The organism is Myxococcus sp. AS-1-15 (genome assembly GCF_020037055.1).
In the GTDB taxonomy this organism is placed as follows: Bacteria; Myxococcota; Myxococcia; order Myxococcales; family Myxococcaceae; genus Myxococcus; species Myxococcus fulvus.
Map to the genome: position 1 here is coordinate 56,182 of NZ_JAIQDF010000020.1, position 24,825 is coordinate 81,006.

23 protein-coding genes are annotated in these 24,825 nt (G+C 69.2%); 17 read left to right on the forward strand and 6 right to left on the reverse strand.

The annotated features are described in order from the left end of the window. Window positions 1-173 precede the first annotated feature (173 nt). Together K8625_RS37955 and K8625_RS37960 are read left to right on the forward strand one after the other, a co-directional pair. Window positions 174-830, forward strand: coding sequence for a hypothetical protein (locus tag K8625_RS37955; RefSeq protein ID WP_223785447.1), 657 nt, complete (start codon window positions 174-176; stop codon window positions 828-830). A 169-nt stretch (window positions 831-999) separates the two neighbouring features. Further along, window positions 1,000-1,899, forward strand: a complete 900-nt coding sequence (locus K8625_RS37960) for a nucleoside hydrolase (RefSeq protein WP_223785448.1) — start codon at window positions 1,000-1,002, stop codon at window positions 1,897-1,899. Between the two features lie 78 nt (window positions 1,900-1,977). Here K8625_RS37960 and K8625_RS37965 read toward each other — a convergent pair whose 3' ends face one another. Both K8625_RS37965 and K8625_RS37970 read right to left on the reverse strand, forming a co-directional pair. Further along, entirely contained in the window at window positions 1,978-2,307 is a 330-nt protein-coding gene (locus tag K8625_RS37965; protein ID WP_223785449.1) for a YgdI/YgdR family lipoprotein, read from the reverse strand. Window positions 2,308-2,541: 234 nt separating this feature from the next. Beyond that, entirely contained in the window at window positions 2,542-3,516 is a 975-nt protein-coding gene (locus tag K8625_RS37970; RefSeq protein ID WP_223785450.1) for a LysR family transcriptional regulator, read from the reverse strand. Between the two features lie 105 nt (window positions 3,517-3,621). Here K8625_RS37970 and K8625_RS37975 point away from each other — a divergent pair, with 105 nt between their 5' ends. Further along, window positions 3,622-4,893 (forward strand): MFS transporter, encoded by a 1,272-nt coding sequence (locus K8625_RS37975; protein ID WP_223785451.1) that lies wholly within the window; start codon window positions 3,622-3,624, stop codon window positions 4,891-4,893. Between the two features lie 21 nt (window positions 4,894-4,914). Here K8625_RS37975 and K8625_RS37980 read toward each other — a convergent pair whose 3' ends face one another. Then, window positions 4,915-6,213 carry a hypothetical protein gene (locus K8625_RS37980; protein WP_223785452.1) on the reverse strand — a complete coding sequence of 433 codons (1,299 nt, stop codon included), beginning with the start codon at window positions 6,211-6,213 and terminating at the stop codon, window positions 4,915-4,917. Between the two features lie 82 nt (window positions 6,214-6,295). On the opposite strand from K8625_RS37980, the gene K8625_RS37985 reads away from it, so the two are divergent. Further along, on the forward strand, window positions 6,296-7,222 hold the full coding sequence (locus K8625_RS37985) for a zinc metalloprotease (protein WP_223750218.1): 927 nt from the start codon (window positions 6,296-6,298) through the stop codon (window positions 7,220-7,222). Between the two features lie 22 nt (window positions 7,223-7,244). Further along, window positions 7,245-7,733, forward strand: a complete 489-nt coding sequence (locus tag K8625_RS37990; RefSeq protein WP_223785453.1) for a PQQ-binding-like beta-propeller repeat protein — start codon at window positions 7,245-7,247, stop codon at window positions 7,731-7,733. Between the two features lie 22 nt (window positions 7,734-7,755). Here K8625_RS37990 and K8625_RS37995 read toward each other — a convergent pair whose 3' ends face one another. Further along, entirely contained in the window at window positions 7,756-8,115 is a 360-nt protein-coding gene (locus K8625_RS37995; protein WP_223785454.1) for a DUF1428 domain-containing protein, read from the reverse strand. A gap of 336 nt (window positions 8,116-8,451) precedes the next feature. Between K8625_RS37995 and K8625_RS38000 the strand changes: the two genes are divergently transcribed. The 8 genes from K8625_RS38000 to K8625_RS38035 all read left to right on the forward strand — a co-directional run bounded on the left by K8625_RS38000 (window position 8,452) and on the right by K8625_RS38035 (window position 17,860). Beyond that, on the forward strand, window positions 8,452-10,215 hold the full coding sequence (locus K8625_RS38000; RefSeq protein ID WP_223785455.1) for an FAD-dependent oxidoreductase: 1,764 nt from the start codon (window positions 8,452-8,454) through the stop codon (window positions 10,213-10,215). A 39-nt stretch (window positions 10,216-10,254) separates the two neighbouring features. Next, on the forward strand, window positions 10,255-11,433 hold the full coding sequence (locus K8625_RS38005) for an FAD-dependent oxidoreductase (RefSeq protein ID WP_223785456.1): 1,179 nt from the start codon (window positions 10,255-10,257) through the stop codon (window positions 11,431-11,433). A 32-nt stretch (window positions 11,434-11,465) separates the two neighbouring features. Continuing rightward, window positions 11,466-11,999, forward strand: a complete 534-nt coding sequence (locus tag K8625_RS38010; RefSeq protein ID WP_223750223.1) for an AidA/PixA family protein — start codon at window positions 11,466-11,468, stop codon at window positions 11,997-11,999. Window positions 12,000-12,062: 63 nt separating this feature from the next. After that, window positions 12,063-12,596 carry an AidA/PixA family protein gene (locus tag K8625_RS38015; RefSeq protein WP_223750224.1) on the forward strand — a complete coding sequence of 178 codons (534 nt, stop codon included), beginning with the start codon at window positions 12,063-12,065 and terminating at the stop codon, window positions 12,594-12,596. 31 nt (window positions 12,597-12,627) lie between these two features. After that, a complete protein-coding gene (locus K8625_RS38020) occupies window positions 12,628-14,139 on the forward strand; it encodes a peroxidase family protein (protein ID WP_223785457.1) in 1,512 nt (503 codons plus the stop codon). Window positions 14,140-14,284: 145 nt separating this feature from the next. Further along, on the forward strand, window positions 14,285-14,989 hold the full coding sequence (locus K8625_RS38025) for an ABC transporter ATP-binding protein (protein ID WP_223785458.1): 705 nt from the start codon (window positions 14,285-14,287) through the stop codon (window positions 14,987-14,989). 10 nt (window positions 14,990-14,999) lie between these two features. Beyond that, window positions 15,000-16,427: a DUF3526 domain-containing protein gene (locus tag K8625_RS38030; protein WP_223785459.1), complete on the forward strand. Its 1,428-nt coding sequence runs from the start codon at window positions 15,000-15,002 to the stop codon at window positions 16,425-16,427. Window positions 16,428-16,444: 17 nt separating this feature from the next. Next, window positions 16,445-17,860, forward strand: coding sequence for a DUF3526 domain-containing protein (locus K8625_RS38035; RefSeq protein WP_223785460.1), 1,416 nt, complete (start codon window positions 16,445-16,447; stop codon window positions 17,858-17,860). Between the two features lie 13 nt (window positions 17,861-17,873). Here K8625_RS38035 and K8625_RS38040 read toward each other — a convergent pair whose 3' ends face one another. Beyond that, window positions 17,874-19,166: a general secretion pathway protein GspE gene (locus K8625_RS38040; RefSeq protein ID WP_223785461.1), complete on the reverse strand. Its 1,293-nt coding sequence runs from the start codon at window positions 19,164-19,166 to the stop codon at window positions 17,874-17,876. 289 nt (window positions 19,167-19,455) lie between these two features. Here K8625_RS38040 and K8625_RS38045 point away from each other — a divergent pair, with 289 nt between their 5' ends. Next, window positions 19,456-21,171, forward strand: a complete 1,716-nt coding sequence (locus K8625_RS38045; RefSeq protein ID WP_223785462.1) for a serine hydrolase — start codon at window positions 19,456-19,458, stop codon at window positions 21,169-21,171. A 182-nt stretch (window positions 21,172-21,353) separates the two neighbouring features. Then, the gene (locus tag K8625_RS38050; protein WP_223785463.1) at window positions 21,354-22,016 is read left to right on the forward strand and encodes a hypothetical protein; all 663 of its coding nucleotides are present in this window, start codon (window positions 21,354-21,356) and stop codon (window positions 22,014-22,016) included. Between the two features lie 111 nt (window positions 22,017-22,127). On the opposite strand, the gene K8625_RS38055 is transcribed toward K8625_RS38050, so the two are convergent. Next, entirely contained in the window at window positions 22,128-22,886 is a 759-nt protein-coding gene (locus K8625_RS38055; protein WP_223785464.1) for a 2OG-Fe(II) oxygenase, read from the reverse strand. Between the two features lie 177 nt (window positions 22,887-23,063). Between K8625_RS38055 and K8625_RS38060 the strand changes: the two genes are divergently transcribed. Together K8625_RS38060 and K8625_RS38065 are read left to right on the forward strand one after the other, a co-directional pair. Then, complete coding sequence (locus tag K8625_RS38060) at window positions 23,064-23,693, forward strand: TetR/AcrR family transcriptional regulator (protein WP_223750233.1); 630 nt, start codon at window positions 23,064-23,066, stop codon at window positions 23,691-23,693. After that, window positions 23,690-24,823, forward strand: coding sequence for an FAD-dependent monooxygenase (locus K8625_RS38065; protein WP_223750234.1), 1,134 nt, complete (start codon window positions 23,690-23,692; stop codon window positions 24,821-24,823). The genes K8625_RS38060 and K8625_RS38065 overlap by 4 nt, the downstream gene beginning before the upstream one ends. The last annotated feature ends 2 nt before the right edge of the window (window positions 24,824-24,825 follow it).

Consider the following 24,825-nt stretch of genomic DNA (forward strand, 5'->3'; position numbering starts at 1 on the left):
GCCGGGAGGCGCTCTTGGGTGTTGGCGCCTCCTGGCGCCGGGATTCCAGTCACAATCGATTGCTAAAGACACACGCTCATGAGTCGTGCCCTGTTGCGTCATCGAGACAGGGCGCACCGGGCGTCCGGACCGACCCGGGGTCTTTCCCATGGGAAGAAGATAGAGTTCCGCCCATGGACAGGGTCGCCCTCTTCTTCTGGCTGTGGGTGCTGTTCCTCGCGGTCAACGTGATGTGGGCGTTGGCGCAGGCGGTGGTCGCGAGCGCCTTGGGGGCACGGCCGCTCGCGGTTCGCATCGGCTATGGGCCCCAGTTGGTGGCGTGGCGCATGGCGGGCATCGGCTGGAGCCTGCATCCCATCACCCTGGGCAGCTCCGCGTCGTTCGTTCCAGAAGCCGAGGAAGGCTCCACGGAGCCGCTCAAGAGCCGGCTGCTCAAGCTGCCACCCCCGCTGCACGCACTGGCCCTGGCGGTGCCCTGGTACGTGCAGATTGGCGTCGCCATGGCGTGCCTGGGGCCCGCGGAGGGCTTCCATCAATTCACCGAGGGCTTCCCCGCCGTGTTCAACCTCTCCGCGCTGCCGGGTCGCGTGGAGCGCTTCGTCGGCCTGCTCCGTGAAGGAGAGCTGGTCCGGGCCTGGGGCATCATGAGCGCGCGGATGGCGTCCCTGAACCTGCTCCCCATCCCCTCCCTGGCGGGCGGCTACCTGATGCTCCTGCCCTGGCGCGACAAATCGCCGAAGTGGGTCCGCCCGATCGCCGCCGTCCTGCTCGCCCTCTCGCTCCTCTGGGCCGTGTGGGTCGCGTCCCTCTTCGTCAGGGCCATCCTCTAGACGCCTGTCGCCAGAAGCCAGGTCCTGCTCGCCGCGAATCCGCCCCGGGCCGTTCAGGACCTCGTCCAGCAGTGCGTCAGGCGCGACGCACGGGTGAGCCCCTCATCCGTCGTCCCCGCCGCCCGTCACCGACGTGCTTCGACGAGGACGTCACGCCCCGGAGTCACTCATGGCCTTTGACATCCTCTTCGACATGGAGACGAGCGACCCCGACGACGCGCTCACCCTCTGCCTGCTGGCCACACACCCCGCCGTCACCCTGCGGGCGGTGACCGTGACGCCGGGCACGCTCGCCCAGGTGGGAATGGTGAGGCACCTGCTCGCGCGGGCTGGCCGGGGAGACGTGCCCGTGGGCGCGCGCAATCCGGAATCACAGAAGGAGAGCCTCTCCGCCTTCCACACGAAGTGGCTGGGACCGCTGGCTCCCGCCGCGCCGGATGCCCTGGCGCACGAGGTGCTGGCTCGCACGCTCAGGCGGTATCCCCAGGCGACGCTGTTGACGGGCGCACCGCTCCAGAACCTGCGGCTGCTCCTGGAGCACCACCCGGACGTCCACCTGCACCGGTGGGTGGCGCAGGGCGGCTTCGCGGGCGACAACGTGGTCCCTCCGGAGCACCGGCTGCCCAAGTTCGCGGGCCTGCGCACCTGCCCGACCTTCAACTTCAACGGAGACCCCAAGGGCGCGCTGCTGGCCCTGTCCTCGGACCGGGTGGGTCGCCGAGAGCTGGTGTCCAAGAACGTCACCCATGGCGTGGCCTACGACGGCGCCTTCCACGAGCGCATGAAGCCCCACGCCTCCGCGACGCCCGGGCTTACGCTCATCTTCGAAGCCATGGAGCGCTACCTGGCGCAGCGGCCCGAAGGCAAGCTCCTGCACGACCCCCTCGCCGCGTGCGCGGCCATCGACCCCGGAATCGTCACCTGGGCACAGGTGGAGGTGGTGCGCGAGCGCGGGGAGTGGGGCTCCGAGCTGGCACAAGGCACCCGGACCTTCATCTCGGTGGCCATGGACCCCGAGCGCTTCTTCCGGACCTTCGTGGGACTCGACCAGCCGCCCGCTCCCCGCTGAAGCCCCGTGCCATTCGTTGTCACCTTCGGACCTCTCGGCCACGGCCGAGAGGTCCCATGCGTCTGCCGCGGTGAAGGCTCAGCAGGTCTTCCTGATGAGCGCCTGACAATGCTTGATGGCCTGGGCGATGGTGCAGCCGGTGGCCGTGCAATGCGGCCGCCCCGTATCCGGGTGCCGGCAATAGTTGAGCACCACCCAGCAGGCGAGACTGTCCTCGTCCACACTCACGTTGGCGGCATCGACATCCGGCGCTTCCTCACCGGGCTCGGCCGACCGCTGCTCGATGACCAGCTCGCGGCCATCCTCCGTGGTCATCACCTGTCCGGTCTCCGGCAGGTTCGCCTCCTCGGGGCCACAGCCGACGAGCGACAGTGTTGCCAGGAACATTCCCAGGAGCAGCTTCTTCATGGTCATGCCTTTCTTTGGACGTGAGACGCCAGCGGGCGCCGCCGGACTCTCGGATAAATCCAGCACTCCATGTCTAAGGCACGAAATAGATGAACACAAACGCGTCGGCCCGAACGGCGGGCATCAGACAATCGGGCTGTGGCATTCTGGTGAGATGTGCCGGGGAACTCGGGCGGGGCCCCGCTGTCTGCGGGGGCTACCTGCGGGGAGGCGATGTCTGTGTTTCGCGAGGTCTCACTGCTTGCGCGTGGCCACGGCGAGCGCGGTGGGAATCAGCTCGCGCATCAGGGCCACGAACTTGCGCAGCCTCGCGGGATGGAACCGCGCGGCGGGGTAGAGCAGGTACATGGGCAGGGCGGAGGCCTGCCACTCCGGCACCAGGTGGACGAGCCGGCCCTTCACGATGTCCTCGTGCAGCACCCACGCCGAGGCCACGCAGATGCCGAGCCCCTTCAGCGCCGCGCTCCTCAATGCGTAAAGACTGTCGGTGCTCAGGCGCGGCTGGAAGGCGATGGGCTGGGCCTCACCCGTGGCCACGTGGGTCAATGACAGCTCGTTGCGATAGAAGGTGCGCAGCGACAGCCAGGGCAGTCGCGCCAGCTCGTCGGGGTGGGTGGGCCGGGAGCGCCCCGTCAGCACCGAGGGCGCGGCGGCGACGATGCGCGGCACCTCCGCCACGCGGATGGCCACCACGCTGGGGTCCTTCACCTCGCCGACGTGAATCGCGCAGTCGATGCCGTCCGCGATGAAGTCCACCGCGCGGTCGTGCAGCAGCCACTCGACGCTGACGCGCGGGTGCCGGTGCAGGTACTCCGTCAGCGGCTCCACCAGGAGCTGCTGGCCGAAGGCGTGGGGGACGACGACGCGCAGCGTGCCCTCCGGCTCGTCGCTCGCGCCGCGCAGGTCGGCCTCGAACATCTCCCAGTTGGCGAGCAGCTCCTTCGCCCGCTCGTAGCAGCGCGCGCCGTCCTCGGTGAGCTTCATCGCGTGGGTTGAGCGCTGCAGCAGCCGCAGGCCGAGCGAGCGCTCCAGCGCCTGGAGGCGACGGCTCACCGTGGGCTGCGTGGTGCCGAGCTGCGCGGCGGCCGAGGACAGGCTCCCGGCGTCGACGATGCGCAGGAAGGTCTGCATCAGCTCGAGCCGGTCGGCGGTGGTGGGCGGCGGCTTCGGGAGGGCACGCGGCCGAGCGGACTTGGGGGGGCGGGGCATGGCGTTATACGTGGAGCGTATATCCGCTGTGCGGACCCCGCTACTACCATGGACCGCCGCTCTGGGACACCTTCACCTCGACTCGCAGCAACCCAGGTGAACGTCATGTCCTTCATTCGCGCTGTACATGAACCCGCCGGAAGAGGCGCGCTGCCCTCGGACGAGGCCCGCGCGCCTCGGCTCGCCCTGGTGGGCCCCGGAGACTCGGGCTCGATGTCGAGGGGGCTGCGCCTGCTTTTGGCGGCGAGCGCCGGGTTCTCGGTGGCCTCGCTCTACTACAGCCAGCCGATGCTGGGGGTGATGGGCTCCTCCATCGGCGCCTCGGACACGGCGGTGGGACTCTTGCCCACGCTCACCCAGCTGGGCTACGCGCTGGGCATCCTGCTGCTGACGCCGCTGGGGGACCGCTTCGACCGGCGCCGCATCATCCTCATCAAGGTCGGCCTGCTCGCGGTGGCGCTGCTGCTCAGCGGCCTGGCGCCCGCCATCGGTCCGCTGCTGGTGGTGAGCTTCGTGGTGGGGCTCACGGCGACGGTGGCGCAGGACATCGTGCCCGCCGCGGCCACCCTGGCTCCCGAGAAGGAGCGCGGAGGTGTCGTCGGGACGGTGATGACGGGCCTGCTGCTCGGCATCCTGCTCTCGCGGGTCGTCAGCGGCGTGGTGGCCGAGCAGCTCGGCTGGCGCGCCATGTACCTGATGGCCGCGGGCAGCGTGGTGGTGATTGGCGCGGTGGTGTGGCGCGGGCTGCCGGCCTTCCGTCCGACGAGCACGCTGTCCTACGGCGCGCTGCTCGGCTCGCTCGTGGGCCTGTGGCGCAAGCACGGGGCGCTGCGCCGGGCCGCGCTGGCCCAGGGGCTGCTCTCGGTGGGCTTCAGCGCGTTCTGGTCCACGCTCGCGGTGATGCTGCATGGCGCGCCGTTCCACCTGGGCAGCGCGGCGGCGGGCGCCTTCGGCCTGGCGGGCGCGGCGGGGGCCCTGGGCGCGCCCATCGCCGGGCGCGTGTCGGACCGCTTCGGGCCCGAGCTCGTCACGCGGCTGGGCGCGGGGCTGACGGCGGTGGCGTTCGCCGCGATGTTCGCCTCACCGTGGCTCCAGCCGGATGCGCGGCTGTGGTTGTTCGGCGCCAGCGCGATTGGCTTCGACCTGGGCGTGCAGATGACGCTGGTGGCGCATCAGACGATGGTGTTCGGCATCGACCCCGCCGCGCGCAGCCGGCTCAACGCGGTGCTGTTCGTCTGCGTGTTCATCGGCATGTCGCTGGGCGCGGTGAGCGGCAGCCTCGTGCTGGCCGGGTGGGGCTGGGGCGCGGTGACGTTGCTTGCGACCGTGTCCGCGCTGGCGGCCCTGGTGGTGCGCCTGTGGTCGGCGGCTCGCTGAGTCCCAGAAAGGCGCCCTCGGCTACCAGGTGCCGAGGGTGCCAATCACGTTGCCCGTCTTCGCGTCGAAGACATCCAGCCACATCCAGTGGGGCACGTAGAGCCGGTCCCCCTGCTTGCGAAAGCTGGTGACGAGCGAGCCGTCCTTGGAGCGGGGGATGGGCACGTCCCAGACGACGGCCCCCGTCCTCACGTCCCGGCGGACCAGGTGCATGCCGCCGGCCCTCAGCCGGTAGGCCACGAAGAGGGCGTCCTCGGAGATATCGAGGGCCTCCGGCGTGGTCTCCAAGACCTGCTCGATGTCCATGTCGGCGATGGCGCCGTGCCACAGGGGCTCCTTCGCGCCCTTCTCGAACACCGCCGCCATGGGGACGCGCGTCCCCGGGTTCCGGGCGCCCAGCACCACGTCGAGCCCATGCGCCGTGTAGCGATATTGCCCTCGGAAGCCCGGGATGGGCGGGGCCTTGAGGGCGAGCGAGCACGGCAGATGGGTCTTCCGGTGGATGGCGGGGGAGCAGTCGTAGCGGCCGCGCTCGGGGGGCTGACAGTTGGGCGGAGTCTGGGAGGCGGGGCGCGCGGTCGCCGTCGTCGTGTCGAGCAGGATGTTCCGCTGGTCCATCACCGAGACCCACACGGAGGAGGTGTCCCCCTGGGGGATGCAGAGCTTGTCGGGCTTGTCTGACAGTGCCACGCGCCCCACCACCTTGCCAGTGGCCAGCTCCAGCAGGCTCACCGCCATGGCCTCCCGTCGCACCAGCCGAGGTCCCTGCCGGATGTAGCGCTCGCGGGAGGCGAGGTCCGTGGGGGCCGCGCCTTCGATGGGCACCTCCCAGAGGGGCTCGAGCGTCTTCCCGTCGAAGGCGGCCGTGGAATAGCGGTCGAACGACGTGCCGCGACGAATGGTCCCGATGATGTCGTCCGTGCCGTCCCCGTTGACGTCCGTCACCGTGGGGGTGTTGTCCATGTCCCACGCGAACCGCGGCTTCGGGGGCGGCGAGGGCGGCACCTGCGCGGCGGGGGGCGGTGGGGGTGGCTCGGCGCGCGCGGGCGGGGGCGTGTAGGAGTCGCTCGAGGACGCCATGGCGAAGAAGCCCGCCGCGGAGCCCAGCAGCATGACGGCAAGCCCCGCGCCCAGGACGAGCGGCAACCTGTTGGGACCCGTCGCTGACGGAGCTTGATAGAGCGGACGCGGAGCCTGCTCTCCCCGCGTATCGATGGACGCGTTGCAGTAGTGACAGGTGTACAACACCTGCTCGGCGACCAGGGTGAACGGCGCGTTGCACCGAGGGCAGCGTGGCGATGTGGGACGAGCGCGAGCCATTCCTTCTTCCTACCATTCCACCCCCCATGCGCCCACCCCGGCCACCTGGAAGGCGTCAGCGTGGCTCGGTAGCGTGAGGCCCATGCTCCCAGCCCATGCCCTCGTGTCCTCCGTCCTGGCGCTGTTCTCCTCGGATGTCTTCTCGTTGCACGCGGACCGCTGTGTCGCGCCCGAGCCTGCGGCCGCGCTGCGCGTGGCCAGCTTCACGCCCTCGGATTGCTCCCTGGCGCAGACCGTGCCCGGGCCGCTGTGGCAGCCCACCACGGTGCGGCGCATCCCGGTGGTGGTGCACCTCATCTCGGATGCGGCGTGCGCGAACGGCAACATCTCGGACGCGCTGGTGCACAGTCAAATCACGGTCCTCAACGAGGACTTCCGCGCGCTGACAGGGACGCCGGGGGCCGCGGGCGTGGACAGCAAGCTGGAGTTCTTCCTCGCCACCGAGGACCCCGCGGGCAACCCGACGACGGGCATCCAGCGCTATTGCAACACGACCTGGTACCAGGACCAGGGCAGCTACTGGAACACCATTGCGTGGGACCCGACGCGCTACCTGAACCTCTACACGAACAGCGCGGGCGGCTCGCGCGGGTATGTGCCCTTCCTCCCCGCGGACCCCTCGGGCGCGGTGGGGCAGCCGCAGGACCGGGTGGTCATCAACTGGCTGGCCTTCGGCCGCGTGGGGCCCGTGGTGCCGTATCACCAGGGGAGGACCGTCACGCACGAGGTGGGCCACTACCTGGGCCTGTTCCACACGTACTACGAGGGTTGTGGCATCGCCACGGCGCCGGCTTGCTACACCACGGGCGACCGCATCTGTGACACGGCGCCCAACGTCACGTCCCACAAGGGCTGCCCCGTGGGGCTCACCAGCTGCGGCGGTGCGCCCGTGCCCGTGCAGAACTACATGGAGCTGACGGATGACGCGTGCATGACGGGCTTCACCGCGGAGCAGGTGCAGCGCATGCGGTGCACCCTGGCCTCGTACCGCTCCACGCTGGCGCAATAGGGTTGTGGTATCCCGGCGTGGCATGAACGACACCTCGCCAGCGCCCGGCTCCCTACTCATCACGGCCTTCAACGGACTCGTCGCGGCGTATGAGCGCGCCAGCGGCGACACGGTGTGGACCTTCGCCCTGCCCGGCAAGTCGGTGCCGGGCGTGCGGCCCCGGCCGACGTACGCGGAGCTGCGCGAGGGGCGCGTGTTCGTGTTCTCCGGCGGGGCCGAGGGGACGTTCACGAAGAGGGTCTTCCTGGAGGTCCACGCGCTCGACGCCGGGAGCGGGCGCCTGCTCTGGGCCCAGCGCGTGGACTCCGAGCAGTCGTCGACGTTCGCCGGCGGAACGATGCTCGTCGAGCAGGGGCAGGTCATCGTCTCGCACCGGGAGACCCTGACGGCGTTCGACGCGGACTCCGGCGAGCTCCAGTGGAGCCGCGTCAGCGAGCATGGCGGCGGCGGGCTGCATTCGCCCCTGCTGCAGCTGGTCGTCGAGGGCGCGCGGGGGCGGCTCTTGACCTGAGCCCCCGGCGCTTTCGACCTGGCTACTTCTTCAGCTCGACCACCGGCGCGAAGCCGCCGTAGATCATCCGCGCGCCGTCGAACGGCATCGGGTTCTTCTCCGGGCTCATGTCGGGGTCTTCCATCATCTTCGCCATGCCGGCGTCGCGCGTGGCCTTGTCGGGCCACTCGACCCAGGAGAAGACCACCGTCTCGTCGTCCTTGGCCTGCACGGCCCGGCGGAAGTCGGTGAGCTTGCCGCTCGGCACGTCGTCCCCCCAACACTCGAGCACGCGCAGGGCCCCGTACTTGATGAAGACGGGGTCGCCCTTGCGGGCGTGGTCGATGAACTTCTCCTTGTTCGCGGTCGGCACGGCGATGACGAAACCATCGATGTAGGACATGGGAGCTCCTCCAGGTGCGAGAGGGTGCCGAAAAGGCGCCTTCAAATCGGCGACGAATATCCGCTGGGAAGATCGACACGGACCCCCAATCACGTCCAGCCCGGAATTTTCCTCGTCAGGGGCTCTCCGGGCGTTGACGTGTCCGCGCCGTCCATGACGTGTCAGCGCCCTGCGTCGTCCGCCCGAGGCGGCTGAAGCCTGACACGTCAATGCCTGCCCCCGCCGCGCCGCAAGTCCTTGAAGGCAGACGAAAGGCAGTCGTGAAATTGGTGGTGCAGGGATTGCACTGGATTTCCCTGAAATAGGGCGCGGTGCCCCATCCCCTGAGAGGCAGACATGTCGCGAGTGAATCCACCCCCGATGGACACGGGAATGGACGACGGGCTCCAGCTCGACGTCGCCATCATCGGTGCGGGCGTCTCCGGGCTCTACACGGGCTGGCGGCTGCTCGTCGGCGACCTCGCGGAGGGCGGCACGCGCCCATCCTCGGTGCACGTCTTCGAATTGAGCGAGCGATTGGGCGGCCGCATCGAGTCGGTCTTCCTGCCCGGCGTCTCCCTGGCGGCGGAGATTGGCGGCATGCGCTATCTGCAATCGCATGTCATCGTCAACTCGCTCATCTCGGAGGTCTTCTCCCAGGAGCTGACGCCCCAGGACTTCCCCCTGGGCGACGACAAGCACCACTACCGCTACCTGCGCGGCCAGCGCTTCAAGGCCGACGAGTGGGCGAACGCCCAGGCGGAACGCCGCACGTTCAAGACGCGCTACTTCCTGCCCGACGACGTGGTGGGATTCGACTCGGACCAGCTCTTCAACAAGGTCATCTACGACGTCCTCACGGCCGACCCCTGGTTCCAGGAGCGCTACGCGAACCAGGTGAAGTTCACCGCGCCCTACGACTACTCCTTCGAGCTCACCGCCCGGGACTGGGACGACATCAAACCCAACCTGACCTACCGCAAGCCGGGGCCCTATCAGGGCAAGAAGGTCAATGATCTGGGCTTCTGGAACCTCCTCAAGGACCAGGTGGGCCAGGAGGCCTACGAGTTCCTGGCCGTGGCCGGCGGCTACTACTCCAACACCATCAACTGGAACGCCGCGGAGGCCTTTCCGTACCTCGTGGGCGACTTCTCCCTGGCGAGCGTGGAATACCAGACGCTGAACGGCGGCTATGACCAGCTGGGCAACACGCTCGCCCAGCGCTTCGTCGCCCAGGACCCGAGCGGCAAGCGCGCCCACCTCTGGGGACAGAACGGCCTGACGGCGCTCACCGCCGCGCCGGAGGGCAGCCCGTACCGGTATGTCCTCACCCTGAACAACGTCCAGAGCGGCAAGTCGTGGACGGTGTATGCCAATGCCGTGGTGCTCGCGATGCCCCGCCGCGCGCTGGAGCTGATTGGCGCGGACCGGTTCTTCACCAGGCCCCAGGTGAGCGCGCAGGTGCGCAAGAACCTGGACGCCGTCATCTCCGAGCCGTCCTTCAAGCTGCTGATGGGCTTCGAGTCCCCCTGGTGGAACCAGGAGTTCCAGGCCGTGGCGGGCGAGTCCATCACCGACCTGCCCATGCGGCAGTGCTACTACTTCGGCACCGACCCTGTGAACAGCCACTCCATCCTGCTCGCCAGCTACAACGACATGCGGACCACGCCCTTCTGGTCCGCGCTGATGGACTCGCCCCACCAGCGGCTCGAGCGCTTCAAGCCCCGGCCCACGGCCCTGGCCTCACGCGAGGCGCTGGCCCAGGTGGAGGACCTGCAGGCCCCGGCGGTGATGGTGGCGGAGGCCGTGAGCCAGCTCCAGGAGCTGCACGGGCCCGCGAACCCCGTCCCCCAGCCGTACGTCTCCTACTTCCGCAACTGGACGGAGGACCCCTATGGCGGCGGCTATCACGCGTGGCGCGCCGGGGTGAGCGTGCGGGACGTGATGCCCTTCATGCGCCGGCCGGACCCGGACGAGCACCTCCACATCTGCGGCGAGGCCTACTCGGACCAGCAGGGCTGGGTGGAGGGCGCCTTCTGCGAGGCGGAGAAGATGCTCCAGGCGCACTTCGGGCTCGCGTGGCCCGCCTGGTTGGACAGCCAGTACTACCTCGGCTGGTAACGACAGACACCCTCCTTCGAAACGAAAGCAGACGAAGACATGGACTCCTATGACGTGGTCGTCGTGGGCGCGGGCGCCATCGGTCTGTCCGCGGCCTGGTGGTGCTCGAAGGCCGGCAAGAAGGTCCTGCTGTTGGACCAGTTCGACTTCGACAACGACTTCTTCTCCTCGAAGGGCGAGTCGCGCTTCTTCCGGGTGATGTACTCGGACCCGCACCTGTCCCTGCTCGCGCAGTCCGCCTATCCGCTCTGGCGGGAGCTGGAGTCGGACAGCGGCCTGAACGGCATCCTCAACGACACCTCGCTCCTGTTCTTCGGCCCGCCCAGCGGCGTGGACACGCCCGAAGGGGACTTGAAGGACTCCGAGGCCGTCCTGGAGGAGCAGGGCCTGCCCTTCCAGCGCCTCACCGCGGCGGACTTCCCGGAGCGCTTTTCCGTGCTCCAGGGCCTGAGCGACGACGTGGTGGGCCTGGTGCAGCCCCAGGCGGGTGTCATCGCGGCGGACCGGGCGCTCCGCGCGCTCGCCGACCAGTGCCGCGAGCGGGGCGTGGACATGATTCCGCGCCGGACGGTCAGCCGCATCCAGGACGCGCCCGGCCAGGTCACCGTCACCACCGCGCAGGGGACGTACACCGGCAAGAAGCTCATCCTGGTGCCGTCCGCGTGGACCAACGGCGTGCTCGACAGCCTGAACATCCAGCTCGCGCTCGAAATCTGGAGCATGACGTATGCCTATTTCGAGGTGTCCCCGTCCCAGTACACGTATCCGCTCTGGTTCTACTTCGGCGCGCCGAAGTTCCCCGGGGACGACACGACGACGTACTACGGGCTGCCGCCGCTGTTGACGCCCGGCCGCATCAAGGTGGGCACCGACTTCACCTTCCTGAAGTCCCCGCTGCCGCCCACCTCGCCACCCCAGGCGGACCCGCGCATGGTGGACCTGCTCAACACCTTCATGCGCGAGCACTTCCGGGGGCTGCAGTCCCTGGCGGTGGACCCGGTGGGCTGTCTCTACACGATGACGCCCGACCTGAACTTCGTGCTGGATGTCCTCCCCGGGCACCCGGACGTGCTGCTGTTCACCGGTGACACGGGGCAGGCGTTCAAGTTCGCGCCGCTGCTCGGCCGAATCCTGTCGGAGCTCGCGCTCACGGGCGTCACCCGCACCAACATCCAGCCCTTCTCCATCCAGCGGCCCGGAATCCTCCGGCCCCGCTGAGCACTCCACCCCGAAAGCACCCAGAGGTCGTCATGGCAGATACCGAGAACACCGCCAATGTCTTGATTGTCGTGGACGCGGAGAACCTCTACCTGGACTACCAGGGGAAGTTCAGCACGGACTCCAACCACCCCGTGGACCTGGGGGAGCCCACCCCGTACGTCTACATGTTCATCCGCTACGACGAGATGCTGTCGGGTCAGGCCACGGATGACCTGAACATCGTCGTCAACACCAACAACAACATCCGGTGGCGAATCACCTCGCTGACGGGCAACACGCGCTTCAGCGTCGCGCTCAACGGGTGTGACATCCTCCGGGGAGAGGGCTGCATCACGCCGCCCTTCCTCATCGAGCCCACGGTGACGGTGCCCCTGCCGTCGGTGCACGGCACCCAGGTCACGGTGGACTCGAAGCAGACGTACAAGGATGCCTACTTCCAGGCGACGGCGGTGAACCCGACGACGACGCCCGTGGTCTACACCTTCACGTTCGCCCTGGCGAACAACGACGGGAACATCCTGAGCTACTTCTCCTGGGACCCGAAGATCACCATCACCGCCTGACGCGCGGCGCGCGGGTGGATGTCTGGATTTGTCTCGACTCGAACTGGAAGGAACAGGTGCGTCATGGCGCAGGATGATGGCTTCATCGATGTTCTCACCGTGGTGGATGTGGACAAGGTGCTGAAGGTGCATGGCCCCAATGGCTCCGCGGACGAGCCGGGGGTGCCCATCTCGGACTGTGTGTACATGCTGGTGCGCAAGGACGACGCGGTGGGCATGGAGGCGATTCCCGAGCTGACCGTCGCCGCGAAGACCAGCGACACGCTGCGCTGGCGGATGGCGTCGCTGACGCTCAACACCCAGTACTCGGCGGTGCTCTACAAGATGCGCGTCTCCGGCAATGCCCAGTGCATCTCTCCGCCCCAGCCCCTGGTGTCCCATATCAAGGTGCCGGTCCCCGAGGTCGCGGGGGGACAGGTGGATGGCTACAACACCCAGCCCTACGTGGACTTCTATTTCCAGTCCACCGCGCTGCAGCCCACCGCGTCGCTGACGGACCAGAAGGTGACCTACCAGCTCTACGTCCAGGTGACGGACAACCAGGGCAACAAAGTGGGGACGTACTCGTGGGACCCGTACATCACCATCACCACCTGAGCCACGCCGCTCGACACACAGGAGATTCGTCATGAGTGACAAGATTCCCCCGCGCGTCACGGCCGCGCTCCCGGGCAGCGGCTGTCCGTTCCACCGGGGCACCGGGGCGGCCATGTTGTCCAAGGCGCCGTCCGGCAACCTGGTGCGCCCCCACGGCGTCGTGGGCCCGGCTGTCTCCAGCAAGTCCGCGCAATCCCTCACCGGCGACAACGGCCCCGTCGTCTCCGACTTCTTCCGCATGTTCCCGGACCTGCGTCCCTCCGTCTTCAACGTGGAGGACCTCCGCGCCCTCACGCTGCCGGGCGGGCCCATGGACGATGACCGGCTGGGCCCGAGCGTGCCGCAGGACAACCCCACCATCCCCGCGGGCTACACGTTCCTGGGCCAGTTCCTGGACCATGACCTGACGTTCGACGTGTTCTCGGACATCAACAGCCGGGGCACCCAGCCGAACCAGACGCGGGACGCCATCACCCCGACGTTGGACCTGGGCAACATCTACGGCCGGGGGCCGGTGCAGGACGCCTTCCTGTTCGACGCGAAGGACGGCGCCACGCTGCTGTTCGGGCGGCAGGACAACCCGGACGGGGACGTGCTGCGCAACGTCCAGGGCACGGCCATCATCGGAGACCCGCGCAACGACGACAACATGTTCGTCAATCAGCTGCACCTGGCCTTCATCAAGTTCCACAACCAGGTGGTCAAGGACCTGTCGGGCTCGTTCTCCGGGGGCGCGCTCTTCACCGAGGCCTCGAAGCGGGTGCGCTGGCACTACCAATGGATTGTCTACCATGACTTCGTGCGCCGCTTCGTCGGCGACGAGCTCTACGGCAAGCTGGTGAACCAGGGGCCGCAGTACTTCCCGCCCAACCTCCAGCAGATTCCCATCGAGTTCTCCGCCGCCGCCTACCGCATGGGGCACGCGACGATTCGGGAGACGTACACCGTCAACTCGAGCTACTCGAACGTGCAGATCTTCGACCTGCACCAGCCCGGGACGTTCCTCAGCCCCGAGAAGCGCGTGGACTGGAAGAACTTCTTCAACCTGGGCTCCGGCGTCACCCCGCAGGGGGCGAAGCTGTTCGACACGTACCTGGCCTCGGAGCTGTTGAACCTGCCGGAGGCCCTCATCCCCGGCTTCGACCATCCGCAGTACCAGGGCAAGCCGGACCCGCTGTACCTGTCGCTCGCGGGGCGCAACCTGCTGCGCCAGAACGAGTTCACCCTGCCGGCCGGCCAGACGGTCGCCGAGGCGCTGGGGACGACCCGCTACGCCAACTCGCAGCTCGGCCTGCCGCAGGGGTGGGGGAGCACGGTGGCGCCGCTCTGGTACTACATCCTCAAGGAGGCGAACCTCGCCAACCAGGGCCGCTTCCTCGGGCCGGTGGGCGGACGCATCGTCGGGGAGACGTTCTTCAGCGTCCTGCTCAACGACCCCACGTCCTTCCTCCAGAACAAGGGCTGGAAGCCCACCTACGGCTCGGGCGGGGACTTCACCATCGCGGACCTGCTGCGCATCGCGGACGCGTACAAGAAGTCCTGAGCCGCGCACGTCCAGGAGGGGCCGCAGGGGAGCTCGTGTCCGTCCCCTGCGGCCCGGAGTGTCCCCGGAGTCACACGGGACGTGTATCGATTTGTAGATGCAATCAAGTTGCGATATTGCGGGTGGCTCCGTTATGGGAGTCTCCATGCTTGAAGCGAGGAACCTGTCCAAGCGCTACGGCGCGCACCCGGCGCTCGAGGGGCTGGACCTGTCCATCCAGGCGGGTGAGGTGTTCTGCCTGCTGGGGGCGAACGGCGCGGGCAAGACGACGACGCTGAACCTCTTCCTGGGCTTCATCGAGCCCACGGGCGGGGAGGCGCGCGTCGCGGGGCTGGAGGTGCGTCACCACGAGGCCCAGGTGCGCGGGCTGCTCGCCTACGTGCCGGAGCTGGTGATGCTCTACCCCCGGCTGACGGGGCGGGAGAACCTGGCCTGCTTCAACACGCTGGCGGGACGGCCGGCGCTGTCCACGCTGGAGTCCACGGACTGGCTCGCCCGCGCGGGGCTGCAGCCGGAGGCGATGGACGTGCCCGTGGGGCGCTATTCCAAGGGCATGCGGCAGAAGGTGGGCATCGCCATCGCGCTGGCCAAGGGGGCGAAGGCGTTGCTCCTGGACGAGCCGACGTCGGGCCTGGACCCGCTGGCCTCCAACGAGCTGTCGGAGCTGCTCCTGCGCTTGAGCGGCGAGGGGATGGCGGTGCTGATGGCGACGCATGACCTGTTCCGCGCGAAGGAGTCCGGCACGCGCGTGGGCATCATGAAGTCGGGCCGGCTGGTGGAGACGCGCGCCACGCGGGAATTGGGGCACGCGGAGCTGGAGCAGCTGTACCTGACGCACATGCGGGGCTGAGGACGCACGAATGATTCGGGCCATCGCACGCAAGGAATGGGTGGAGCTGTCGCGGGACGGGCGCTTCCGGACCGCGGGGATGTTGGTGGGGCTGCTGGCCGTCGTGGGGCTGGCGATGGGCGCGCTGCACGTGCGCGAGTCGCGCGCCGAGCGCGAGGCGGGCGCGCGGCTGACGCGTCAGCACTGGCTGGAGCAGGGGGAGAAGAACCCCCACTCGGCGGCGCACTACGGCGTCTGGGCCTTCAAGCCCGAGTCCGTCCTGGCCGCGTTCGACCGGGGCGTGGAGCCGTACCTGGGCGTGGCCGTCTACCTGGAGGCGCACAAGCGCAACCTTACCCAGCACCGCCCCGCGACGGACGCCACCGCCGTGGCCCGCTTCGGAGAGCTCACCGGCGCCGGAGTGCTCCAGCTCCTCCTGCCGCTGCTCATCATCCTGTTGACCTACTCCGCCTTCACGGCCGAGCGGGAGCAGGGCACCCTCCGCCTGTTGTTGAGCACCGGCGTGCGGCGTCACCAGCTCGTGCTGGGCAAGGCGCTGGGCGTGGGGCTGGCGCTGGCGGCGCTGCTGGTGCCGCTCGTCGTCGTGGGGCTGGGCCTGGTGGTGGGGCTGGGCGGGGGCCTGGATGTCTCGTGGGGAGACCTGCTGGGGCGCCTGTCGGTGTTGTCGCTGGGGTATGGGCTGTACCTGGCGGGCTTCGTGTTCCTGGGGCTGGCGGTGAGCGCGTGGGCGCGCACGTCGCGCGGCGCGCTGGTGGTGCTGCTGGCGGTGTGGATGCTCAACGCGCTGCTGGTGCCCCGGCTCGCGGCGGACGCGGCCCGGACGTGGGCGCCGGTGCCGACGGCGCAGGACTTCGCGCGCAGGCTCGCGGAGGACTACGAGAAGGGGCTGAGCGGGCATGACCCGGCGGACGCGCGGCAGGTGGCGCTGGAGCGCGAGACGCTGGCTCGCTACGGGGTGGACTCGGTGGAGGCGCTCCCCGTGAACTTCCGGGGCATCGCGCTCCAGGCGGGTGAGGAGTACAGCAGCAAGGTGGCGGCGGTACGCTTCGGGGAGCTGCGGGAACAGTATGCGTCGCAGGAGCGCCTGCACCGTGCCTTCGCCCCGCTGTCGCCCATGCTCGCGCTCCGGCAGGTGTCGGCGTCGCTCGCGCGCACGGACCTGTCCGCGCACCTGCGCTTCACCGAGCAGGCGGAGGAGTACCGGCAGGCGCTGGTGAAGCGGATGAACGACGACGTGGCGTTCCGCTCGAAGCACGGCGACGCCAGCTACAAGGCGGACGCGTCCTTGTGGCGGCAGGTGCCGGAGCTGCGCCTGGAGGGGGAGCGACTGACGGATGCGCTTTCGTCCCAGGTTCCGGGGCTGCTGTTGCTCGGGCTCTGGTTGTCGTGGACCACGGCGTTCGCCCTGCGCGCCGGCGCACGCCTGAGCGCGCTGTGAGGCACGAGCCCATGAACATGTCCCTGCTCCGACACGAGTGGTTCCTGCTTCGCAAGGACCGGATGCTCCTCTTCGCCGCCGCGCTCCTGCTCGGGCTGATGGCGTTGGGCCTCTACAACGGCTGGCGCTTCACCCAGGACCTGCGCGCCCATCAACAAGCGCTGCTCACCCAGGAGGCCCTGCGACGCGACCAGCTCGCGGCCCAGGCCGAGGCGCTGCGTCAGGGGCAGGGGACCGCGCCCCCCGCCTGGAAGAGCCCCACGATGCCGGTGCCGGTGGGCAACTTCCTCGTCCAGCCCGAGGCGCTCCTGCCTCCGGGGCCGCTGAGCGTCTTCACGGTGGGCCAGATGGACCTGCTGCCGTCGTCCTACCAGGTGTCACTGCAGGGCCGCCTCACGGACTTCGCGCGCGAGACGCTGGAGCACCCGGCGCACCTGGCCACCGGGACGCTGGATGTGTCGTTCGTGCTGCTCTACCTGCTGCCCTTGTTCGCGCTCGCGTTCTCGTTCGACCTGGTGTCGCGGGAGCGCGAGGACGGCACGCTCCGGTTGGTGCTGGTGCAGGCCACGGGGCTTCGGGGCTGGGCGCTGCGCAGGCTCGCCGTTCGCGCGGCGGTGCTCCTGGGCCTGTGCGTGCTCGCGGGCCTCGCGGGGCATGTGCTGACGGGAGGAGGCGGCGGGCTGCCGAGGCTCCTGGGGTGGCTGGCGTTGGTGGTGGGCTATGGGGCGTTCTGGTTCTGTCTGGCGCTGGCGGTGAACGCGCGTGCCTTGAGCTCCGCCACGAATGCGCTGGTGCTGGTGGGCGTGTGGTTGCTGCTCGTGGTGGTGGTGCCCGCGGCGGCGCAGCTCGGCGTGAGCGCGCTGTACCCGGTGCCCTCGCGCGTGGCGTTGGTGGGGGCGACCCGCGACGCCTCGCTGGATGCGCAGCGGCGCGGCAGCGAGGTGCTGTCCGCCTACTTCGAGGACCATCCGGAGCTGGCGCCGAAGGGGACCCGGACGGAGGGCTACTGGCCCACCGCGCTGGCGGTGCAGGATGAGGCGGCCCGGGCCACCGCCCCCGTGGTCGCGGCCTTCCAGTCGCAGTTGGACGCGCAGCAGTCCGCGCTGGAGTTGCTGCGCTTCGTGTCCCCCGCGCTGGCCTTCCAGCAGGCGCTCCAGGACGTGGCGGGGACCGGGGGGGCGCGGCACGCGCACTTCCTGCGGCAGGTGGACCGCTTCCACGCTTCGTGGCGCGAGGCCCTGCTGCCGCGCGTCTTCGCGGGAGACACGCTGGGCGCGGCGGACCATGCGCGACTGCCGCGCTTCGCCTATGTCGAGCAGCCCGGTGCCGACGTCGTCCCGCGGGTGGCACTGGGGTTCCTCGCGCTCGCGTGGCCCACGTTGCTGGCCCTGGGGTTGGGGCTGCTGTGGCTGGGCCGTCCCCGGTTGTCGTGAGCGAAGGGGCGCTTCAGCGTCGCGCCTTGTGCTGGCCCGCGTTGGTGGCGTCCGCGCGCAGGCACATCACCGAGTAGAGGTTCATCGTGTAGAGGTTGTTCTCCGGCGCCAGGTCGGAGGCCTTTTGGAACAGGGCCGTGGCGCGCTCGTAGTCCCGGTGGTGGTTCAGCAGAATCATCCCCAGGCGGTTGTAGAGCGGCGCGGGGTGGGGGAGCAGGCCGATGCCTCGCTCCAGCAGCTCGATGGCCTCCGCCCACCGTCCCGCCTGCTCCAGCCGGATGACGCGCTGGAGGACATCCTCGTTGGCGTCTTCGACGAAGGGCTTGGGCACCGCGCGTCCGGCCTGCGTCGCCTGTGGGACGGGCGGAGGCGTCGGCTCGGCCGGGACGGAGGCCGCGCGGGCTGTCGGCGCGGGGGGCTCGTAGAGCCGGGTGACGCCCCGCTCGCCCAGCGATGCGAAGAGCGCGCGCAGCTCCACCTCCGCGAGCTGGGTGATGAGCGACAGGTCCGACAGCGACGTTTGCCCGTCGACGAGGGAGAGCACATACGCCTCGAAGGGGCTGAGCCGCAGGTTCGTCACGCTCAGGCCACCCACCAGGAACGGCCGGGCCTGTGAGCCCTCCTGGGCCGCGTCGAACGGCGCCACCCGCGTGGTCTCCGACTGCGGAGCGCGCGGGGTGCCCGAGGTGCCCTGTCGCTCGGGCTGCGTCAGGAGCGCGCGGACGAGGGAGACGTTGTCGCGGGGCGGCAGGTCCTCGACGTGGCGCACCAGCAGCAGCTCACAGCGGGGGCACTGGAAGTCCTTGGGGAGCGTGGGCGCGCCGCAGTGGGGGCAGGCCTCGTCCTCCGGCGGGTGCTCGAAGGCGTCCGCCACCGCGTAGTAGTGCTTGCGGATGGCCGCGCGGATGGACCTGCGCACCGCGATGAAGGGCAGCACCTGCGTGACGCCCACGGTGCGGACAATCTCCTCCAGCGCGCGCTGGCGCTGCGGCTCCGCGATGGCCACGTAGAGAACGCCTTGCGCCAGTCGCAGGGGCATGAAGTCGAAGCCCTCCGCCAGGCGCACGGGGACCTTCTCCAGCAGGGCGGGGTCCACCTTCGCCAGGCTCAGCTTCTCGGTGGAGACGAAGCGCGTCGAGAGCGTCTGCGCCAGCAGCCTCAGCACCGGCGTCTCGTCCACGCCCAGCCGCACCAGGCATTCACCCAGCTTCTGGCCCGTCTCCTGTTGATGCGCGAGCGCTCGCGACAACAGCTCCGGCGTCAACACGCCTTCCAGCACCAGCCGCTCGCCGAGTCTCCGCGTCATGCGGCGGATTCAAGGACGGCATCCCTCGTCCCGTCCACCTCGGAGAAGGTCTTGTCGTCGGACCGCCGGGGGAGGCGGCCTTCCTGAATCGTGACTCAGGTCTCACCCGAGAGGCTTCCTATGATTCCGCGCGCTTATGGGCTGCGGACCGGGAGGCACCTGGGCGGGGCCGAGGGGACTCGCCTCCAAGGGGCGTCGTCCACCGCCGGAATCGAGGCGCTCACCGATGCCGGGCGGCGCTTCGCAGATGTGCGGCACATGGGGGAGCGGGTTCCGGAATCCTCCGCGCATGCGACCTTCCCGTTCCCTCCTGCTGTGGGTGGCCCTCGTCTCGTGGGGTCTGGTGGTTCCCGTTGCCCGCGCCCAATCGGTGCGAGAGACGCGGGCCCAGCGTCACGCCCGCATCGATGCGCTCTTCGCCACCTGGCGTGGCAAGGCGTCGCCCGGTTGTGGCGTGGGCGTCTCGCGCGACGGCGTGCGCGACTACGTGAAGGGCCATGGCCTGGCGAACCTGGAGTTCGGTGTGCCGCTCACGCCTCGCTCCTCGTTCAACCTGGCGTCCATCACCAAGCAGTTCGTCGCGTTCTCCATCGGCTTGTTGGCGCAGGAGGGGAAGCTGTCGCTGGATGATGATGTGCGCAAGCACGTGCCGGAGCTGCCCGACCACGGCAAGCGCATCACCGTCGCGCACCTGATGCACCACATCAACGGGCTGCGCGAACAGGGGCAGCTGCTCTCCCTGGCGGGATGGCGCGGCGAGGACCTGTACACCGAGGAGGATGTCCTCTGGGTCCAGTCGCGGCAGCGCGGGGTGAACTTCGCTGCGGGCGAGGAGGTTCTCTATGGCAATGCCGCGTACTCGCTGCTGGGCATCATCGTGCGGCGCGTGTCCGGCAAGTCGCTGCGGGCGTTCGCCGACGAGCGCATCTTCAAGCCGCTCGGCATGGTGGACACCTCGTTCCGGGATGACCTGGCGCCGCCCATCCCCCAGCGCGTGACAGGGTACATGCCCCGCGCGGAAGGGGGGTGGCGGTTGAGCTCGGCGGACCTCGGGTACAACGGCACGAGCGCGGTGTACTCGTCGGTGAACGACCTGCTGACGTGGCAGCAGAACCTGCTCGATGGCCGCCTGGGTGGGACGGCGCTGCGGGACCTGCTCCAGACCTCGGGTCGATTGAACGACGGCCGGGAGACGGGCTACGGCGGCGGGCTGCGGCTGGGGGCGTATCGGGGCCTGCGCACGGTGACCCATGATGGGTACGTGGCGGGCTTCCGCACGGAGAGCATCCTCTTCCCCGAGCAGAAGCTGGCCATCACCGTGTTGTGCAACGACGGGAAGATCGACCCGACGGTGCTCGCGCGGAAGGTGGCCGAGGTGTACCTGGGCAACCTCCTGAAGGACACGACTCCGCCCGCCGTGGTGGTGCCCGCGGAGGAGCTGGCGGCGCTGGCCGGCAACTACTGGAGCCCCCAGACGGACGAGGTGGTGCGGCTGGAGGTGAAGGACGGCGCGCTGCGCGAGGTGGGCGCCACCGCGGCGCTGACTCCCATCGGCCAGGGGGCGTTCCGGCCGGCCGAGCCGACGCCCGGGGTCTGGCGCTTCAACGCGTCGGCGGCGCCGGGTGCGACCGCGCTGGGCATCCAGGACTTCTGGCCGACGACGCGAGAGTTCGTCCGGGTGCGCGAGCCGATGCCCACGGTGGGCGAGCTGGAGGCCCTGGTCGGGCAGTACCGCAGCGACGAGGTGGACATGACGTACACGGTGCGGCTCGTCGACGGGAAGCTGGCGCTGAGCTGGTTCCGTCGCGACGACCTCCTGCTCGAGCCCGTGGGGGGCAACCGCTTCGTGAGCTCGTTCGGCGCGGTGTCCTTCACGAAGGGGTCGTCAGGTGGCGTCGATGGCATGTTGGTGAGCAGCCGGCGCCTACGTCGCTTCCGTGCCGAACGCGTGTCGCGGGGCGCTCCTGTGCCCTCCGCGGGCACCAGCGCTCCCGGTCCTCGCTGACGCGTCGCGCGGGCATGTATTTGATTGCATGGGAATCGTACAGCGCGCTGCTGGCTTCCCCGGGAAATGCACAGCCGACGATGACCAGGATTCACCAGGGCTTCGTATCTCTCTCGGCGACCTCCGCCGATGTTCCTTCCAGGAGAGAGAGAATGTTTGGAGCCGTGCGAATTTCCAAGCTCGTGACATCCCTTGCAGCCGCCATCGTCGCACTGGTCTCGGCCCCCGCCCTCGCGGGGATTGTCTTCTTCGACACGACGGCCGCCGACAGAAGCGCGGGGGGATATCCCATCACGAATCGTAACGACGTGGGCTGGGCCTACGCGAACCGCAGCGCCGAGCGGGTGTGTGCCAACTATGGCTATGCGCGAGGCATGTATACCGGAGAGCAGTCGGGTGAGCTGATGGGCATCCATTGCTTCACCTCCGACATGGTGACCTGGCAGGACCTCCCTGGCTCGGATGCGAGGGCGTGGGCTCTGTGGCAGGGCAGCTCCACCTCGCTCGATTCGCAGGCGGCGTACAACGCGGGCGCCATCGCCGACAGGGAGTGTGGCTCTGTCTACAACACGGGGTTCTTCACGGGCTTCCAGAACACGTCGGCGGACCTGATGGGATTGGTCTGCATCCCGAGCACCCACGTGGCGCCTCGCGGAGTCGACACCGATGACCCCCGGTTTCCGTTCCTCAGCGGCATGAACCCGCCGTTCACCTCGTGGTGGCAGTTGCGCTCGTCCGTCAACCGGGTCTGCCAGTACTTCGGCTACACCACGGGCACGATGAACCTCTACGCCAACACGGGGGTCCCGTTCGTGCTGAACCTCGGACTCCAGTGCATCTATTGAGTCGAGAGGACCTCCTCGGCTCGGATTGAAGTCGCGGAGGGGCCCGTGCGTGAACTGGCCCTCCCTGACTTCGTCCTTTCTCCTGCTCGCGGATGCGGGCGGGGGAAGAGGCTACAGGCGCGTGGGAGCCCAGATGGCGCTGTGGGGCTCCGGCGCGTCCGCGGCGACCTCCGCGGTGTAGAAGTAGGCGGCGACCGCGGCGCGACCTCGTCCCTCGGGACAGTCCAGTGGGGTGGGGTGGCCGTGCCAGTGGTCATCGCCATGGGCCATGACCACCAGCCGGTCGAGCACCGGTGAGATTCGCGTCTCGCATCGCGTGAGGTCGGCGTTCCATAGCTCCAGGTCGCCGCCCCAGGCAGGCTGCCAGTCCGGGTTCAGGTAGTAGAGGACGGTCAGTCGACGGGTGAGGGCTCGGAAGCGGTCGCGGTTGAAGTCGGCGTGCAACGCCAGGTGTCCGCCGCGCAGCGTGAGGTGCAGGCCGGCGCCCCGGAAGTGCGGGTCCGGGATGAGCCCCTGCACGCCGGTGACGGTCTCCAGGAAGTCGATGAACGACATGCCGGAGAACTCCGAGAGCAGGTGCCGGAGCGGGCCGGGGACGTCCTCGAACGCCTTGCGTTGGAGTTGTCCCAGGCGGGCCGCCTGCTCCACGTGGTCCCTGCGCTTCCACTGCGCGTCGTTCGCCCCCGGGAAGACCGAAGCCAGCTCGGACGCCAACCGCGTTCCGAGGAAGCCGTCGATGACGACGTGGGGATGGGGCTTCGCGACGCCGTAGCGGTCGCGATGGGCCAGCGCCACCGCCCGCAGCGCCGTGCGGTCGAGAAAGAAGCTCGGCCCCCTGAGCGGGCCTTCTTCGAGGGTTGCGACTGTCACCCGTCCTCCTCCGCCCGAGCAGGTCGGGCACGGCGCATCCCTACATCGCCGCCTCGCGAAATCCCACGCCGGCGGCACGCTCCTTCCTTCAACGCTCGACGCGTCGCCAGCGCCTGCCTGTGTGGCTCCCGGTGCGGTTGGGGAGCGAATTCCTGGAGATTTTGAACGCGTTCAATTATGAACCTGTTCAATATGTCCCTGAGGGAGCGAGCCAAGAGCGAGAAGTGGGAGCGCATCCGGGCAGCGGCGAAGCGGCTGTTCGCGGAGCGTGGCTATGAGGGGACGACCGTGCGCGCCATCGCCGAGGCGGCGGGCGTCGCGACGGGCACGGTGCTGGTGTACGGCGAGACGAAGGACGCGCTGCTGCACGAGCTGTGGCGCGCGGAGGCGATGCCGCTCGTGGAGCGGGCGGTGACGTCGCTGCCGGGGGAGGGGCTTTTCGTGGACCGGTGCATGCACCTGTTCTCGCCGCTGTTGACCCACTACGCGTCGCAGCCGGAGCTGGCGCGGGTGGTGGTGAAGGAGCTGCCATGGCTCACGGGCGCCGCCGAGGAACTGCATCGCCCGGCGCTGGCGAGGCTGGTGGGGGCGCTGGCATCGGTCGTGTCCGACGCGAAGTCGCGAGGTGAGCTGCGAGCGGAGGTGGACGGCGAGCGGGCGGCGGAGCTGGTCTTCGGCGTCTATTACGCGGCGGTGATGCGGATGCTCGTGCCGATGGCGGGCTCCACGGTGGCCACGGCGCGAACACGCCTGCGGCGTGATTTGGAGATGCTGCTCGTGGGGTTGGGTTCGAGGAGGTCATCGTGAAGGTCCTCGTGGTGGGTGGAGGAATCGGTGGGCTCGCGCTGGGGGCCGCGTTGGCGAGGCGGGGTGTGGTGGCGGAGCTCGTCGAGCGGCGGCCCTCCTATGGGGACGAGGGGGCGGGCATCGTGCTCGGTCCGAACGTGATGGCCGTGATGAAGGGGCTCGCGCTGCATGAGGCCGTCCTCGCCGTCGGGCATCCGGTGGGACTGGCGCGCATCACGGATGCATCGGGGCGTGTGCTCCAGCAGACGCCGTACTCCGTGCCGGGGCTGTCGCTACCTGCGACCACGCTTCATCGGAACAAGCTGCTCCAGGTCCTGCGCTCCGTGTCCCCCGCGCCTCGCCTGGGTGTGACGGTGGTGGGCTTGCGAAGTGGGGTGGATGGCGTGGACGTCGAGTTCTCCGATGGAACAGGGGGACGCTACGACGTCGTGGTCGGCGCCGATGGAATCCGTTCCCTCGTGAGGGAGCACGTGTGTGGTGCCGAGGTGCACCCTCGCTACTCCGGTTACTCGTGCTGGCGCGGCGTGGTGGAGGGGCACTTCGAGGACGCGGTGGTGGAGATGTGGGGCACGGGCAGGCGCGTGGGTGTGGTGCCGCTGGGCGAGCGGAAGTCCTATGTCTTCCTCACGCTCAATGCCCCGCGTCGCGCGCCGGCTCCGTGGAGGGACCTGTCCGGCTTCCAGGCGTTGTATGCAGGCTTCGCGGACCCGGCCCGCTCGGCGTTGGCGGCCTTCGGTGGGCTCGACGGGTTGCTTCACAACGACATCGAGGATTGTTCGGCGCCGCGGTGGTGGAAGCCTCGCGTCGTGTTGCTCGGTGACGCGGCCCACGCGGTGACGCCGAACCTGGGGCAGGGCGCGGGGCTGGCCATCGAGGACGCCGCGGCGCTCGCGCAGCTCCTGGTGACGATGGGCCCTACGGACGAGGCGCTGGCCCGGTATGAGCAACTCCGTCGGCCGCGTGCGGAGCGGATTCGCGACCGCTCGTGGATGATCGGGCGTGTTGCCCAATGGGAGAACGGCCTTGCGCGAAGTGTGCGCGACACGCTGATGCGGTGGACGCCGGAGTCGGTGGCCCGCTCGGAGCTCGAGAAGGTCGTTCGCGACATGCCCGGTGTTCCCGTGGGGTGAGG

Coding starts and splice junctions, on each gene's coding strand:
- K8625_RS38005 (WP_223785456.1), top strand. CDS start 10,255: ATGGACTCCTATGACGTGGTCGTCGTGGGCGCGGGCGCCATCGGTCTG.
- K8625_RS38015 (WP_223750224.1), top strand. CDS start 12,063: ATGGCGCAGGATGATGGCTTCATCGATGTTCTCACCGTGGTGGATGTG.
- K8625_RS37970 (WP_223785450.1), bottom strand. CDS start 3,516: ATGCCCCGCCCCCCCAAGTCCGCTCGGCCGCGTGCCCTCCCGAAGCCG.
- K8625_RS38035 (WP_223785460.1), top strand. CDS start 16,445: ATGTCCCTGCTCCGACACGAGTGGTTCCTGCTTCGCAAGGACCGGATG.
- K8625_RS38025 (WP_223785458.1), top strand. CDS start 14,285: ATGCTTGAAGCGAGGAACCTGTCCAAGCGCTACGGCGCGCACCCGGCG.
- K8625_RS38030 (WP_223785459.1), top strand. CDS start 15,000: ATGATTCGGGCCATCGCACGCAAGGAATGGGTGGAGCTGTCGCGGGAC.
- K8625_RS37960 (WP_223785448.1), top strand. CDS start 1,000: ATGGCCTTTGACATCCTCTTCGACATGGAGACGAGCGACCCCGACGAC.
- K8625_RS38020 (WP_223785457.1), top strand. CDS start 12,628: ATGAGTGACAAGATTCCCCCGCGCGTCACGGCCGCGCTCCCGGGCAGC.
- K8625_RS37990 (WP_223785453.1), top strand. CDS start 7,245: ATGAACGACACCTCGCCAGCGCCCGGCTCCCTACTCATCACGGCCTTC.
- K8625_RS38000 (WP_223785455.1), top strand. CDS start 8,452: ATGTCGCGAGTGAATCCACCCCCGATGGACACGGGAATGGACGACGGG.
- K8625_RS37975 (WP_223785451.1), top strand. CDS start 3,622: ATGTCCTTCATTCGCGCTGTACATGAACCCGCCGGAAGAGGCGCGCTG.
- K8625_RS37980 (WP_223785452.1), bottom strand. CDS start 6,213: ATGGCTCGCGCTCGTCCCACATCGCCACGCTGCCCTCGGTGCAACGCG.
- K8625_RS38040 (WP_223785461.1), bottom strand. CDS start 19,166: ATGACGCGGAGACTCGGCGAGCGGCTGGTGCTGGAAGGCGTGTTGACG.
- K8625_RS37995 (WP_223785454.1), bottom strand. CDS start 8,115: ATGTCCTACATCGATGGTTTCGTCATCGCCGTGCCGACCGCGAACAAG.
- K8625_RS37965 (WP_223785449.1), bottom strand. CDS start 2,307: ATGAAGAAGCTGCTCCTGGGAATGTTCCTGGCAACACTGTCGCTCGTC.
- K8625_RS37985 (WP_223750218.1), top strand. CDS start 6,296: ATGCTCCCAGCCCATGCCCTCGTGTCCTCCGTCCTGGCGCTGTTCTCC.
- K8625_RS38010 (WP_223750223.1), top strand. CDS start 11,466: ATGGCAGATACCGAGAACACCGCCAATGTCTTGATTGTCGTGGACGCG.
- K8625_RS38045 (WP_223785462.1), top strand. CDS start 19,456: ATGCGACCTTCCCGTTCCCTCCTGCTGTGGGTGGCCCTCGTCTCGTGG.
- K8625_RS38060 (WP_223750233.1), top strand. CDS start 23,064: ATGAACCTGTTCAATATGTCCCTGAGGGAGCGAGCCAAGAGCGAGAAG.
- K8625_RS37955 (WP_223785447.1), top strand. CDS start 174: ATGGACAGGGTCGCCCTCTTCTTCTGGCTGTGGGTGCTGTTCCTCGCG.